The 12765-nt window shown below is 72.2% G+C and carries 12 protein-coding genes; 9 read left to right on the forward strand and 3 right to left on the reverse strand.

Annotated elements, in window-relative coordinates:
• Positions 1-19: 19 nt before the first annotated feature.
• The 4 genes from ispG (at position 20) to ACH427_RS15195 (ending at position 4669) form a co-directional block, all read left to right on the forward strand.
• Positions 20-1177 carry a flavodoxin-dependent (E)-4-hydroxy-3-methylbut-2-enyl-diphosphate synthase gene (gene ispG / locus ACH427_RS15180; protein WP_366004958.1) on the forward strand — a complete coding sequence of 386 codons (1158 nt, stop codon included), beginning with the start codon at positions 20-22 and terminating at the stop codon, positions 1175-1177.
• A gap of 176 nt (positions 1178-1353) precedes the next feature.
• Entirely contained in the window at positions 1354-2199 is an 846-nt protein-coding gene (locus tag ACH427_RS15185; protein ID WP_398869900.1) for a GNAT family N-acetyltransferase, read from the forward strand.
• Between the two features lie 163 nt (positions 2200-2362).
• Positions 2363-2896: a GNAT family N-acetyltransferase gene (locus ACH427_RS15190; protein WP_398869901.1), complete on the forward strand. Its 534-nt coding sequence runs from the start codon at positions 2363-2365 to the stop codon at positions 2894-2896.
• A gap of 78 nt (positions 2897-2974) precedes the next feature.
• Positions 2975-4669: a proline--tRNA ligase gene (locus ACH427_RS15195; RefSeq protein ID WP_398869902.1), complete on the forward strand. Its 1695-nt coding sequence runs from the start codon at positions 2975-2977 to the stop codon at positions 4667-4669.
• Between the two features lie 282 nt (positions 4670-4951).
• Here ACH427_RS15195 and ACH427_RS15200 read toward each other — a convergent pair whose 3' ends face one another.
• The 3 genes from ACH427_RS15200 to ACH427_RS15210 are packed head-to-tail and all read right to left on the reverse strand — an operon-like array spanning position 4952 to position 6893.
• On the reverse strand, positions 4952-5881 hold the full coding sequence (locus ACH427_RS15200) for an aminoglycoside phosphotransferase family protein (protein WP_398869903.1): 930 nt from the start codon (positions 5879-5881) through the stop codon (positions 4952-4954).
• Between the two features lie 29 nt (positions 5882-5910).
• Entirely contained in the window at positions 5911-6384 is a 474-nt protein-coding gene (locus ACH427_RS15205) for a ferritin-like domain-containing protein (protein WP_398869904.1), read from the reverse strand.
• A complete protein-coding gene (locus ACH427_RS15210; protein WP_398869905.1) occupies positions 6381-6893 on the reverse strand; it encodes a hypothetical protein in 513 nt (170 codons plus the stop codon). The genes ACH427_RS15205 and ACH427_RS15210 overlap by 4 nt, the downstream gene beginning before the upstream one ends.
• Before the next feature lie 181 nt (positions 6894-7074).
• Between ACH427_RS15210 and rimP the strand changes: the two genes are divergently transcribed.
• The 5 genes from rimP (at position 7075) to ACH427_RS15235 (ending at position 12749) form a co-directional block, all read left to right on the forward strand.
• Positions 7075-7608, forward strand: a complete 534-nt coding sequence (rimP, locus tag ACH427_RS15215; protein ID WP_398869906.1) for a ribosome maturation factor RimP — start codon at positions 7075-7077, stop codon at positions 7606-7608.
• A gap of 2 nt (positions 7609-7610) precedes the next feature.
• The gene (gene nusA / locus ACH427_RS15220) at positions 7611-8600 is read left to right on the forward strand and encodes a transcription termination factor NusA (RefSeq protein ID WP_361533448.1); all 990 of its coding nucleotides are present in this window, start codon (positions 7611-7613) and stop codon (positions 8598-8600) included.
• 156 nt (positions 8601-8756) lie between these two features.
• Positions 8757-9035 (forward strand): YlxR family protein, encoded by a 279-nt coding sequence (locus tag ACH427_RS15225; protein ID WP_390752716.1) that lies wholly within the window; start codon positions 8757-8759, stop codon positions 9033-9035.
• A 173-nt stretch (positions 9036-9208) separates the two neighbouring features.
• Complete coding sequence (gene infB / locus ACH427_RS15230; RefSeq protein WP_398869907.1) at positions 9209-12271, forward strand: translation initiation factor IF-2; 3063 nt, start codon at positions 9209-9211, stop codon at positions 12269-12271.
• A 184-nt stretch (positions 12272-12455) separates the two neighbouring features.
• On the forward strand, positions 12456-12749 hold the full coding sequence (locus ACH427_RS15235; RefSeq protein WP_398869908.1) for a DUF503 domain-containing protein: 294 nt from the start codon (positions 12456-12458) through the stop codon (positions 12747-12749).
• Positions 12750-12765 lie beyond the last annotated feature (16 nt).

Consider the following 12765-nt stretch of genomic DNA (forward strand, 5'->3'; position numbering starts at 1 on the left):
CCTTGGGGTTGCTCGCCAGATGACAGCGATTTCGCTTGGAATGCCTTCCGTTCCGATCAAGCTCGCCGACCGCAGGGTCAGCCGCAAGATCCAGGTCGGTTCCGTGGCCGTCGGAGGCGACGCACCCGTCTCGGTGCAGTCGATGACGACGACCAGGACCTCGGACATCGGTGCCACGCTCCAGCAGATCGCGGAGCTCACCGCGTCCGGCTGCCAGATCGTGCGCGTGGCCTGCCCGACCCAGGACGACGCCGACGCGCTGGCCGTCATCGCCAAGAAGTCGCAGATCCCCGTGATCGCCGACATCCACTTCCAGCCGAAGTACGTCTTCGCCGCGATCGACGCGGGCTGCGCCGCCGTGCGGGTCAACCCCGGCAACATCAAGCAGTTCGACGACAAGGTCAAGGAGATCGCCAAGGCCGCCGGCGACGCCGGCACCCCGATCCGCATCGGCGTCAACGCCGGCTCCCTGGACGCCCGCCTGCTCGCGAAGTACGGCAAGGCCACCCCCGAGGCGCTGGTCGAGTCCGCCCTGTGGGAGGCGTCCCTCTTCGAGGAGCACGGCTTCCGCGACATCAAGATCTCGGTCAAGCACAACGACCCGGTCGTCATGGTCAACGCCTACCGGCAGCTGGCCGCCCAGTGCGACTACCCCCTCCACCTCGGCGTCACCGAGGCGGGTCCCGCCTTCCAGGGCACCATCAAGTCCGCCGTGGCCTTCGGCGCCCTGCTCTCCGAGGGCATCGGCGACACCATCCGCGTCTCCCTCTCCGCCCCGCCGGCCGAGGAGATCAAGGTCGGCATGCAGATCCTGGAGTCGCTCGGCCTGCGCCAGCGCCGCCTGGAGATCGTCTCCTGCCCGTCCTGCGGCCGCGCCCAGGTCGACGTCTACAAGCTGGCCGAAGAGGTGACCGCCGGCCTGGAGGGCATGGAGGTCCCGCTGCGCGTCGCCGTCATGGGCTGCGTCGTCAACGGCCCCGGCGAGGCCCGCGAGGCCGACCTGGGCGTCGCCTCCGGCAACGGCAAGGGCCAGATCTTCGTCAAGGGCGAGGTCATCAAGACCGTCCCCGAGTCCAAGATCGTGGAGACCCTCATCGAGGAAGCCCTCAAGATCGCCGAGCAGATGCGCCAGGACGGCGTCGCCTCCGGCGAGCCCGAGATCAGCGTCAGCGGCTGAGCCCGCCCCGCCCGTCGTCGCACCGTGCCCCGCTCCCCGGAGCGGGGCACAGCGCGTCCCGGGTGGTCCTCGAACGGCGAAGGGCAGGCAGGGGAGGTGTAAGGGGTACCAGAGAGGTACAGTTCCAAGACCTGTTCCCATGGCCTCCGGCCCGCGACGGTGAGGCATTCCGACACGTGTTGACGACGACCACCACCAAGGTCCTGGAGCCCGGCGAACTCGACGACGCGCTCGCCGTCCTCGACCGGGATCCCGTCGCCAACGCCTTCGTCACCGCCCGTGTCCAGGTCGCCGGGCTCGACCCCTGGCGGCTCGGCGGCGAGATGTGGGGCTGGTACGCGGGCGGCCGTCTCGAATCCCTCTGCTACGCCGGCGCCAACCTCGTCCCCGTCTGCGCGGGGCCCGAAGCCGTGCGGGCCTTCGCCGAACGCGCCCGTCGCGCGGGCCGCCGCTGTTCCTCCATCGTCGGCCCCGCCGACGCCACCGCCGAGCTGTGGTCGCTCCTCGAAGCCCACTGGGGCCCGGCCCGCGAGGTCCGCGCCCACCAGCCGCTGATGCAGACCCGGTCCATGCCCGCGGACATCGCCCCCGACCCGCTCGTCCGCCGTATCCGCAAGGACGAGATGGACGTGATCATGCCCGCGTGCGTGGCCATGTTCACCGAGGAGGTCGGGATCTCGCCGCTGGCGGGCGACGGCGGGCTGCTCTACCAGGCGCGCGTCGCCGAGCTCGTCGGCTCGGGGCGCTCCTTCGCCCGGATCGAGAACGGCCGGGTCGTCTTCAAGGCGGAGATCGGCGCCGCCACCGCCCACGCCTGCCAGATCCAGGGCGTCTGGGTCGCTCCCGAACACCGCGGCCGCGGCCTGTCCGAGACCGGGATGGCGGCGGTGCTCAGGTACGCGCTGACCGAGGTGTCGCCCGTGGTCAGCCTCTATGTCAACGACTACAACACCGCGGCCCGGGCCGCTTACCGGCGCGTGGGCTTCGAGGAAGTCGGCGCGTTCATGAGCGTGCTGTTCTGACGGTTCCGGTCGGCGTGCGGCGCGCGTTCAGCCCGTCCGGCGTTCGAGGACCCGTCGCGCGGCGGCGGTGCGGACGGTGCGGCCCGCGGGCCGGCGCACAAGACCAGCCGGAACCCAGGCCCGATCCGGCCGCCCCGCCCCGCGGGAGAGGTAGCCTCCCCGCATGGATGACATTGCGGTCGGGCCGCTCGACCTCGCCGCGCGCGTCGACGACGCGCTGGGCGTACAGGCGCTGGCCTTCGGGCTCACCGAGGAAGAAGTGGGCGTACGCCGCCACATCGTGCTCCGGCACCTCGGCTGTCCCGGCGCCCGCGCCCTCGGGGCGACGACGCCGGAGGGGCGGCTCGTCGGCTTCGTCTACGGCATGCCGAACAGCCGCGGCCACTGGTGGTCCAGCGTCGTCGAACCGTATCTGCGGAACACCGGCTCCGACGGCTGGCTCGACGACGCCTTCGTCATCACCGAGCTGCACGTCCACCCGGACTACCAGAAGCACGGCATCGGGCGCGCCCTCATCACCGCCATCACCGCGACCGCGGCCGAGCCCCGCAGCATCCTCTCCGCCATCGACACCGAGAGCCCGGCCCGCGCCCTCTACCGCAGCCTCGGCTACCGCGACCTCGCGCGGCAGGTCGTCTTCCCCAGCGCCCCGAGCCCCTATGCGGTGATGGGCGCGCCCCTGCCCCTGCGGGGCTGAGCACGCGAAACCCGTTTCTGTGCCGTCATCGCCTGCGGCTAACCTCCTGCCAGTCCACTACGCACGCAGGAGACCACGATGGCCCACGTCCAGCGCATGTCCACGACGATGCTCAAGACACTGCGCGACGATCCGGCCGACGCGGAGACCGCCAGCCACAAGCTGCTGGTCCGCGCCGGTTACGTCCGCCGCTCCGCCGCGGGGATCTGGACGTGGCTCCCGCTCGGCAAGAAGGTGCTGGACAACGTCTCCCGGGTGGTCCGGGAGGAGATGGACGCCATCGGCGGCCAGGAGGTCCTGCTGCCGGCGCTGCTGCCCAGGGAGCCCTACGAGGCGAGCGGGCGCTGGGAGGAGTACGGCGACCTGCTCTTCCGGCTGAAGGACCGCAAGGGCGCCGAATATCTCCTCGGCCCCACCCACGAAGAGATCTTCACACTCACGGTCAAGGACCAGTGCACGTCCTACAAGGACCTGCCGGTGATCCTCTATCAGATCCAGACGAAGTACCGCGACGAGGCGCGGCCCCGCTCGGGCGTGCTCCGCGGCCGCGAATTCCAGATGAAGGACTCGTACTCCTTCGACACCACCGACGAGGGCCTCGCCGAGTCCTACCGCCTGCACCGCGAGGCGTACATCCGGATCTTCACCCGGCTCGGCCTGGACCACCGCGTGGTCTCCGCCGTCTCGGGTGCCATGGGCGGCTCGGCGTCGGAGGAGTTCCTCGCCCCCGCCGCGGCCGGTGAGGACACCTTCGTGGACTGCCCGCAGTGCGACTACTCCGCCAACACCGAGGCGGTGACCGTACGGATCGAGCCCGCCGAAGAGGCCGGGCACGGCCCCGTCGAGGAGCTGGACACCCCGGACACCCCCACCATCGAGGCCCTCGCCGACCACCTCGGCGTGCCCGCCTCGGCCACCCTCAAGAACCTCCTCGTCAAGATCGACGGTGAGATCACCGCCATCGGCGTGCCCGGCGACCGCGAGGTGGACCTCGGCAAGCTGGGGGAGCACCTGGCGCCCGCCGTCGTGGAGTTGGTGACGGCCGAGGACTTCACGGACCGGCCCGACCTCGTACGCGGCTACGTCGGCCCGCAGGGACTGACGGTGCGCTATATCGCCGACCCCCGCGTGGCGCCCGGCACGGCGTGGATCACCGGCGCCAACAAGCCGGACACGCACGCCCGGAACGTGGTCTGCGGACGGGACTTCAAGCCCGACCGGTACCTCGACGTCGTCGTGGTCCGCGAGGGCGACCCCTGCCCCCGGTGCGGCGCGGGCCTGGAGATCGGCCGGGCGATCGAGATCGGGCACATCTTCCAGCTCGGCAGGAAGTACGCCGACACGTTCGGCCTCGACGTCCTCGGACAGCAGGGCAAGCCGGTCCGGGTCACCATGGGCTCGTACGGCATCGGCGTCTCCCGCGCGGTGGCCGCGCTCGCCGAACAGACCCACGACGAGGCGGGCCTGTGCTGGCCGCGCGAGATCGCCCCGGCGGACGTGCACGTGGTCGCGGCGGGCAAGGCGGCGCAGACGGAGCTGGCGTCCTCACTGGCCGAGCGGCTGGCCGAGGCGGGGGTGCGCGTCCTGCTCGACGACCGGGCCGGGGTGTCCCCGGGCGTGAAGTTCACGGACGCGGAGCTGATCGGGGTGCCGACGATTCTGGTGGTGGGGCGGGGGGCTTCCGCGGGGGTCGTCGAGCTCAAGGATCGGCGGACGGGGGCTCGCGAGGAGCTGCCGGTGGAGGAGGCGGTGGCTCGGCTGACGGGGGTTTGACCTTTGGCCGAGGGGGCCCGCGGCGGGAGCGGCCTGCGGCCGCGTCCTCGAACTCCCCCAGCTACCTCCCGCAGACTCCGTCCGGGGGTGCCCCCAACGGGCTGGTTGTGCTGGCTACGGTCCGCGCAACCGGCCCGTCCGGCGTTTGAGGACAACGCGCGAAGCGTGGTGCGGGGGTCCGGGGGCTTGCCCCCCACGCGGCGGAGCCGCACGTCAGACGCAGTCGGGAAGGGGTGGGCAGGGGGGGAAAGCCCGCCGCAGGCGCAATCGGCCCGCATTCCCCTACAGCAACCCCCCGAACTCCAGCAGGAGTTCACCCCGCGACCGCCGCCCGAAGGAAAGCTCGGCCACCCCCGACGACACCGCGCGGAAAACCGCCCACCCCCGCACCCGCTCCCCATCGACATCCAGCGAATCCGAAAGTTTCGACACCCGCCGCCGCGCGGCCGCCGCGGCCCCCGGTGAGGCCAGCAGCGTGTCCACGCGATCGCCGATCAGCCACGCCAGGTCGTACGCCCGCTCGCCCACCAGCGGCCGCGGGCCGATGGCCAGCCACGGTGACCGGTCGCCGGCCAGCACATTGCCCTGGTGGAACTCCCCGTGCAGCAGCACCGGTTCCTCCGCGGAATCCGTCGTCAGCGCGTCCCGGAGCTCCAGTGCCTCGTCGGCGAGTGCCCGCGCGTCGGCCGCCCACGGCTGCTCCCGGTGCTCCCGGAGACGCGCCGCGAGAGCCGCCGTGTGCTCGGCGACGCCGGCGAACGGATGGCCGTCACCCGCCGGCACCCACAGCCGCTGGAGCACCGCCGCGGCCTCCAGCTGAGCCTTCGGCTCCGCGAGCGAGCGCAGGCTGATGTCACCGTGCAGCCGTTCCAGCAAAAGCGCCCCGCCGTCCGGGTCCACCCGCAGCGGCCGCACCGCGTGCCGGCCGTCCCACCGGGTGAGCGCCGCGTGCTCCAGTGCCGCCGTGCCGTCGGGCGGGGTCAGTTTGAGGGCCGCGGGCGTGCCGTCGGACCGGCGGACAAGGAGGACCAGGCTGGTGCGCCCGCCGGGCTCCTGTACCCGATCGAGTGTCAATTCCCAGCGTCGCAGCCACTCCTGGGCGGTCTCGGGCAGGGCGGCCAGCCACCGGCGGGCAGGGCTGTCCGCCGGCTCGAAGCTCAGGGTCCGCACCAGCCGCTCCGGCGGTTCGAGGCGGTTGTTCGCGTGGGTCATCCCTGGGCTGTCCTTTTCGTCTTCGCTGGTCAGGTGCGGTCCGGCGAACCGCTGGGGGAGGCCCGCTCGACGAGCCCAGGGAAGGCTACGCTCCCCCCGCGCCAGCGCACCGCCCGCACCGCCGCCTCCCGCAGCGCGGCGGCCGCGTCCCGGCGGAGGGCGCCCGTGGCGTCCCGTACGAGATCGGCGTAGACGTCCGCGACCCGGCTCTCCAGCTCCGCGCCCAGCCGCACCGCGGCCGCCGCGTCGGACACCGCGAACGGCAGCGCGTACCCCGCGGCCGCCGCCTCGGGCGTGCCGCCCAGGTCCCGTACGGCCCGGCTCATCGCGTCGCGCCGTACGCGGTGCGCGTCGTACGCCTCGCGGGCCAGCGCGGCGTGCGGTTCGTCGACGCGCGCTCCGACCACCCCGTAGCCGTACACCGCCGCGTGCTCGGCGGCGAGGGCGGCCTGGGCCGCGTCCAGGGTCCGGGTCCGCGCCGTGGCGGACGGCGACCGCGTCATGAGCCGCCTCCGAGCAGGAAGACGTGACCGGCGCCCGCCGCCGCGACGGACGCGAGGAGCCGGGCGAGCGCGGGCGGCGCGCCGACGAGCGCGGCCGTACGGGCGTCCAGCGCGCGGCGCTCGGCCTCGGCGAGGTCGGCCAGGGCCTCCTTCTCGTCCCCGGGAACCTCCGGGGGAGCGGAAGCGGAGGGTGACGGCGAGGCGGACGCGGAGGTTCCGAACGCCTCGGCGTGCCGGGCGACTTCGGCCCGCAGCGGCAGCAGCCGGGGCGCGAGCGCTTCGTGCGCGCCGATCGTCGCGTCGTACCGCGCCAGCAGCTCCGCCGAGTCCCGGCCCGCGGCGGCCCGCAGCCGGTTCGCCGCGGACGTCCGCTCGTCGCTGCCCCCGGTCGTGTCCGAGCAGCCGGTCAGCAGCGTCGAGGCGCCGCCGGTCAGCAGGGCCGCGCCGCCCGCCAGTACCCCGCGTCTGCGCGGACCGGCAGCGCCCCGCGTCGTCGTCGTGAGCGCCACGAGCCCCTACTTTCTGTGTGTCCGCCAGGTCCCGCCATGATCACCGCCCGCGAGCGTACCCGCGCGCGGGCGCGAGGCCGGGGAGCGGGGACCGAATCGTCAGTCGGCTGCCGGAACAGATAGGCTTTGACCTGACACGCGACTTTCCCACAACAGCACACGCGGCCGAGGAGTCACCCGGATGAGCACCACCCAGAGCGAGAGGCTGCGCGAGCTGCTGGCCCCTCTCGTCAGCGCGCGAGAGCTGGATCTGGAAGAGGTCGAGGTGACCACCGCCGGCAAGCGCCGCGTGCTGCGCGTCGTGGTGGATTCCGACGCGGGCGTCGAGCTGGACGAGTGCGCCGATGTCAGCCGCGCGGTCTCCGAGAAGCTCGACGAGACGGACGCCATGGGCGGGACCCCGTACGTCCTGGAGGTCACCTCTCCCGGCGCCGACCGTCCCCTGACCGAGCACCGTCACTATGTGCGTGCCACCGGCCGCCTGATGAAGGCGCAGCTGACGGAGGGCGGCGAGCTCGTCGCCCGTATCGTCGCGGTGGACGATGCGGGCCTGGACCTGGAGGTTCCCGGGGTGAAGGGCCGCAAGCCCACCGCCCGCCGGATCGCCTTCGGTGAGATCGCCAAGGCCCGCGTCGAGATCGAGTTCAACCGCAAGTCCGACGACAAGGCCGCCAAGGCCGAAGACGAAACCGACGAGAGCCAAGAGGAGGCGTAGCCGTGGACATCGACATGAGTGCCCTGCGGGGTCTGGTGCGAGAGAAGGAGATCTCCTTCGACCTGCTGGTCGAGGCGATCGAGTCGGCCCTCCTCATCGCGTACCACCGCACCGAGGGAAGCCGCCGCCGCGCCCGTGTGGAGCTGGACCGGTCCACCGGCCATGTGACGGTCTGGGCCAAGGAGGACCCGCAGGACCTGGAGGAGGGCGAGGAGCCCCGCGAGTTCGACGACACCCCGTCCGGCTTCGGCCGGATCGCCGCGACCACCGCCAAGCAGGTCATCCTCCAGCGTCTGCGCGACGCCGAGGACGAGATCACTTTCGGTGAGTTCGCGGGCCGTGAGGGCGACGTCGTCGCGGGCATCGTCCAGCAGGGCAAGGACCCGAAGAACGTCCTGGTCGACATCGGCAAGCTGGAGGCCATCCTGCCGGTGCAGGAGCAGGTCCCCGGCGAGGAGTACAAGCACGGCACCCGCCTGCGGACGTACGTCGTCCGGGTGGCGAAGGGTGTCCGCGGCCCGTCCGTGACGCTCTCGCGCACCCACCCCAGCCTGGTGAAGAAGCTGTTCGCCATGGAGGTGCCGGAGATCGCCGACGGTTCGGTGGAGATCGCGGCCATCGCCCGCGAGGCCGGCCACCGCACCAAGATCGCGGTGCGCTCGACCCGCTCCGGGCTGAACGCCAAGGGCGCCTGCATCGGCCCGATGGGCGGCCGCGTCCGCGCGGTCATGGCCGAGCTGCACGGCGAGAAGATCGACATCGTCGACTGGTCGGACGACCCGGCCGAGCTCGTCGCCCACGCGCTGTCCCCCGCACGGGTGAGCAAGGTCGAGGTCGTGGACCTCGGCGCGCGCTCCGCCCGGGTGACCGTGCCGGACTACCAGCTGTCGCTCGCCATCGGCAAGGAGGGGCAGAACGCCCGCCTCGCCGCCCGCCTCACCGGCTGGCGCATCGACATCCGGCCCGACACGGAGCAGTCCGACCAGGACTGATCCTCATGAGGCCGGCGCCCCTGGGCGCCGGCGACAAGACTTCGGGGCCCGCCGCGGCGGGCCCCGGAAGACGGCCGCGCAGGGTGGCCGAAACGTATTCGTGCCCGATCACGGCCCCCCAGGGGTGAGGTCGGCGCGGGGAGGTAGACTTAATCAGTGTCTGGCCGGACGCATGCCCGCGCATGCCCTGAGCGAACCTGTGTGGGATGCCGGGAGCGAGCGGCCAAGGGCGATCTGCTGCGGATCGTGATGATCGAGGGCGCCTGCGTCCCCGACCCTCGCGGTACGCTGCCCGGCCGGGGTGCCTCCGTGCACCCCACACTGGTCTGTCTCGACCTGGCGGTCCGCCGCAGGGCGTTCCCCCGGGCCTTCAAGGCCCAGGGCCCGCTCGACGTGACGGAACTGCGCCGATTCATCGAGCGGATCGATGAGTAAGGGCAGCACCGACAGGCAACACCGTAAGAAGAACGGCACGGGAAACCGTGCGGTCAGGTACCTCGCGAGTTGGAAGTAGGTCGAGATTGCGATGAGCACTCGATGAGTACGCGATGAGTACGCCCATGAAGTAGCGACGGTCCGGTGGACACCCCGGACCTAGAAGGAGCGAAGTGGCTAAGGTCCGGGTATACGAACTCGCCAAGGAGTTCGGAGTAGAGAGCAAGGTCGTCATGGCCAAGCTCCAAGAACTTGGTGAATTCGTCCGTTCGGCGTCCTCGACTATCGAGGCGCCGGTCGTCCGCAAGTTGACTGACGCATTGCAGGGTCCTGGCGGCAACGCCAAGTCCGCTGCGAAGCCCGCGGCGCCGCGCAAGGCCGCGCCCGCGAAGCCGGGTGCCCCCACTCCGGGCGCGCCCCGTCCCGCTGCCCCGGCCCCCAAGCCGGCCGCGGAGACCCCCTCCACCCCCAAGCCCGCAGGCGGCGCGCCGACCCCCGGTCCGCGCCCCGGCCCGAAGCCCGCTCCGGCGGCTCCGGCCAAGCCTGCCCCTGTCACCCCGGTCCCGGCCGCGGAGTTCTCCGCCCCGGCCCCGGCCCAGCAGGCCCCCTCCGGTCCGCGCCCCGGCGCCACCCCCGGCCCGCGCCCGGCCCGTCCGGCGCCCGCCGGTCGTGACGGCGGTCAGCGTGACGGCGGTCGTCCCGAGCGCGCCCCGCGCCCCGGCGGCCAGGGTGCCCCGCGCCCCGGTGGCGCCCGTCCGGCCGGTCCCCGTCCGGGCAACAACCCCTTCACCTCCGGTGGCTCCACCGGCATGGCCCGTCCGCAGGCCCCCCGTCCCGGTGGCGCCCCGCGTCCCGGCGGCGAGCGCCCCGGTCCGGGTGCCCCGCGTCCGCAGGGCGGCCCCGGTGGCGCCCCGCGTCCGCAGGGTCAGGGCGGCGCCCGTCCGACCCCGGGCGGCATGCCCCGTCCGCAGGGCGGTCCCGGTGGCGCTCCGCGTCCCGGTGGCGCCCCCGCGGGCAACCGTCCGAACCCCGGCATGATGCCGCAGCGTCCGGCCGCGGGTCCGCGTCCGGGCCCCGGCGGCGGCGGTCGCGGTCCCGGCGGCGGCGCCGGTCGTCCCGGCGGTGCCGGTCGTCCGGGTGGCGGCGGCTTCGCCGGCCGTCCGGCCGGTCCCGGTGGCGGCGGTCGTCCCGGTGGCGGCGGCGGCTTCGCCGGTCGTCCCGGTGGCGGTGGCCCCGGTGGCGGTGGCGGCGGCTTCGGCGGCCGTCCCGGCTTCGGCGGCCGTCCCGGCGGCCCGGGTGCCCGTGGCGGCACGCAGGGTGCCTTCGGCCGTCCCGGCGGTCCGGCGCGCCGTGGCCGCAAGTCGAAGCGGCAGAGGCGCCAGGAGTACGAGGCCATGCAGGCCCCGTCCGTCGGCGGCGTGATGCTGCCGCGCGGTGGCGGCGAGACCATTCGCCTGTCCCGCGGTGCCTCCCTCACCGACTTCGCGGAGAAGATCGGCGCCAACCCGGCGTCGCTCGTCGCCGTGATGATGAACCTCGGCGAGATGGTCACGGCCACCCAGTCGGTCTCCGACGAGACGCTGACGCTCCTCGGCGACGAGATGAACTACACCGTTCAGATCGTCAGCCCCGAGGAGGAGGACCGCGAACTGCTCGAGTCGTTCTCCATCGAGTTCGGTGAGGACGAGGGCGGCGAGGAGATGCTCGTCTCCCGTCCGCCGGTCGTGACCGTCATGGGTCACGTCGACCACGGTAAGACCCGACTGCTGGACGCCATCCGCAAGACGAATGTCGTCGCGGGCGAGGCCGGCGGTATCACGCAGCACATCGGTGCGTACCAGGTCGCCACCGAGGTCAACGGCGAAGAGCGCGCGATCACCTTCATCGACACCCCGGGTCACGAGGCGTTCACCGCCATGCGTGCCCGTGGTGCGAAGTCCACCGACATCGCGATCCTCGTGGTGGCGGCGAACGACGGTGTGATGCCGCAGACGATCGAGGCGCTGAACCACGCCAAGGCGGCCGACGTGCCGATCGTGGTCGCGGTCAACAAGATCGACGTCGAGGGTGCCGACCCGACCAAGGTGCGCGGTCAGCTCACCGAGTTCGGTCTGGTGGCCGAGGAGTACGGCGGCGACACCATGTTCGTCGACATCTCCGCCAAGCAGGGCCTGAACATCGACAGCCTGCTGGAGGCCGTGGTCCTCACCGCGGACGCCTCGCTCGACCTGCGCGCCAACGCGGAGCAGGACGCGCAGGGTATCGCCATCGAGGCCCACCTCGACCGTGGCCGCGGCGCCGTGGCCACCGTGCTCGTCCAGCGCGGTACCCTCCGCGTCGGTGACACGATGGTCGCCGGTGACGCCTACGGCCGTGTCCGCGCGATGCTCGACGACAAGGGCCAGAACGTCGAGGAAGCGGGTCCGTCGACCCCCGTCCTCGTCCTCGGTCTGACCAATGTCCCGGGCGCCGGCGACAACTTCCTCGTCGTCGACGAGGACCGCACGGCTCGCCAGATCGCCGAGAAGCGCGCCGCGCGTGAGCGCAACGCCGCCTTCGCCAAGCGCACCCGCCGGGTGTCCCTCGAGGACCTCGACAAGGTGCTCAAGGCCGGTCTGGTGCAGGACCTCAACATCATCATCAAGGGCGACGCGTCCGGTTCGGTGGAGGCTCTCGAGTCCTCGCTGCTCCAGCTCGACGTCGGCGAAGAGGTCGAGATCCGGATCCTGCACCGCGGTGTCGGTGCGGTCACCGAGTCCGACATCAACCTGGCGACCGGCTCCGACGCCATCGTCATCGGCTTCAACGTCCGCGCCGAGGGCCGTGCCACGCAGATGGCCGAGCGCGAGGGCGTCGACGTCCGTTACTACTCGGTCATCTACCAGGCGATCGAGGAGATCGAGGCGGCCCTGAAGGGCATGCTGAAGCCGGAGTACGAAGAGGTCGAGCTGGGTACGGCGGAGATCCGCGAGATCTTCCGCTCGTCCAAGCTGGGCAACATCGCGGGTGTTCTCATCCGCTCCGGCGAGGTCAAGCGCAACACCAAGGCGCGACTCATCCGCGACGGCAAGGTCATCGCGGAGGAGCTCAACATCGTCGGTCTGCGTCGTTTCAAGGACGACGTCACCGAGATCCGCGAGGGCTTCGAGGGCGGTATCAACCTCGGAAACTTCAACGACATCAAGATCGACGACGTCATCGCGACGTACGAGATGCGCGAGAAGCCGCGCGGCTGATCCGCGTAGCGACTGCCGCGGGTCGCGCGTCCACCAGGGATGGTGGCCGCGCGGCGCGCGGGACGGGGCCGGTCGGCGGGAGAAATTCCCGTCGATCGGCCCCGGCCGTTGCATGTACGGTTCTAGGAGCTCGTACACAACAGCTCATGCCTCACGCCTCCCGGGTGGGCCTCACCCGTCACGCATGTATGTAGGGACACTGTCCTTCGACCTGCTCCTCGGCGACGTCCGGTCGCTGAAGGAGAAGCGCTCCGTCGTCCGCCCGATCGTCGCCGAGCTGACCCGCAAGTTCGCGGTCAGTGCGGCGGAGGTCGGTGACCAGGACCTCCACCGCAGGGCCCGGATAGGGCTCGCGGTGGTCTCCGGGGACCCGGGGCACCTCACGGATGTACTGGACCGCTGCGAGCGGCTTGTCGCCGGGCGGCCGGAGGTGGAACTGCTGTCGGTCAGACGGCGGATCCACGGCGACGACGACTGATGACTGAACCGAAGAA

Source organism: Streptomyces sp. NPDC020379 (assembly GCF_044387105.1).
GTDB lineage: Bacteria > Actinomycetota > Actinomycetes > Streptomycetales > Streptomycetaceae > Streptomyces.

Excerpts from the sequence above, each read along its gene's own strand:
- ispG (WP_366004958.1), top strand. The coding sequence starts at position 20 with ATGACAGCGATTTCGCTTGGAATGCCTTCCGTTCCGATCAAGCTCGCC.
- ACH427_RS15190 (WP_398869901.1), top strand. The coding sequence starts at position 2,363 with ATGGATGACATTGCGGTCGGGCCGCTCGACCTCGCCGCGCGCGTCGAC.
- ACH427_RS15195 (WP_398869902.1), top strand. The coding sequence starts at position 2,975 with ATGGCCCACGTCCAGCGCATGTCCACGACGATGCTCAAGACACTGCGC.
- ACH427_RS15200 (WP_398869903.1), bottom strand. The coding sequence starts at position 5,881 with ATGACCCACGCGAACAACCGCCTCGAACCGCCGGAGCGGCTGGTGCGG.
- ACH427_RS15205 (WP_398869904.1), bottom strand. The coding sequence starts at position 6,384 with ATGACGCGGTCGCCGTCCGCCACGGCGCGGACCCGGACCCTGGACGCG.
- rimP (WP_398869906.1), top strand. The coding sequence starts at position 7,075 with ATGAGCACCACCCAGAGCGAGAGGCTGCGCGAGCTGCTGGCCCCTCTC.
- ACH427_RS15235 (WP_398869908.1), top strand. The coding sequence starts at position 12,456 with ATGTATGTAGGGACACTGTCCTTCGACCTGCTCCTCGGCGACGTCCGG.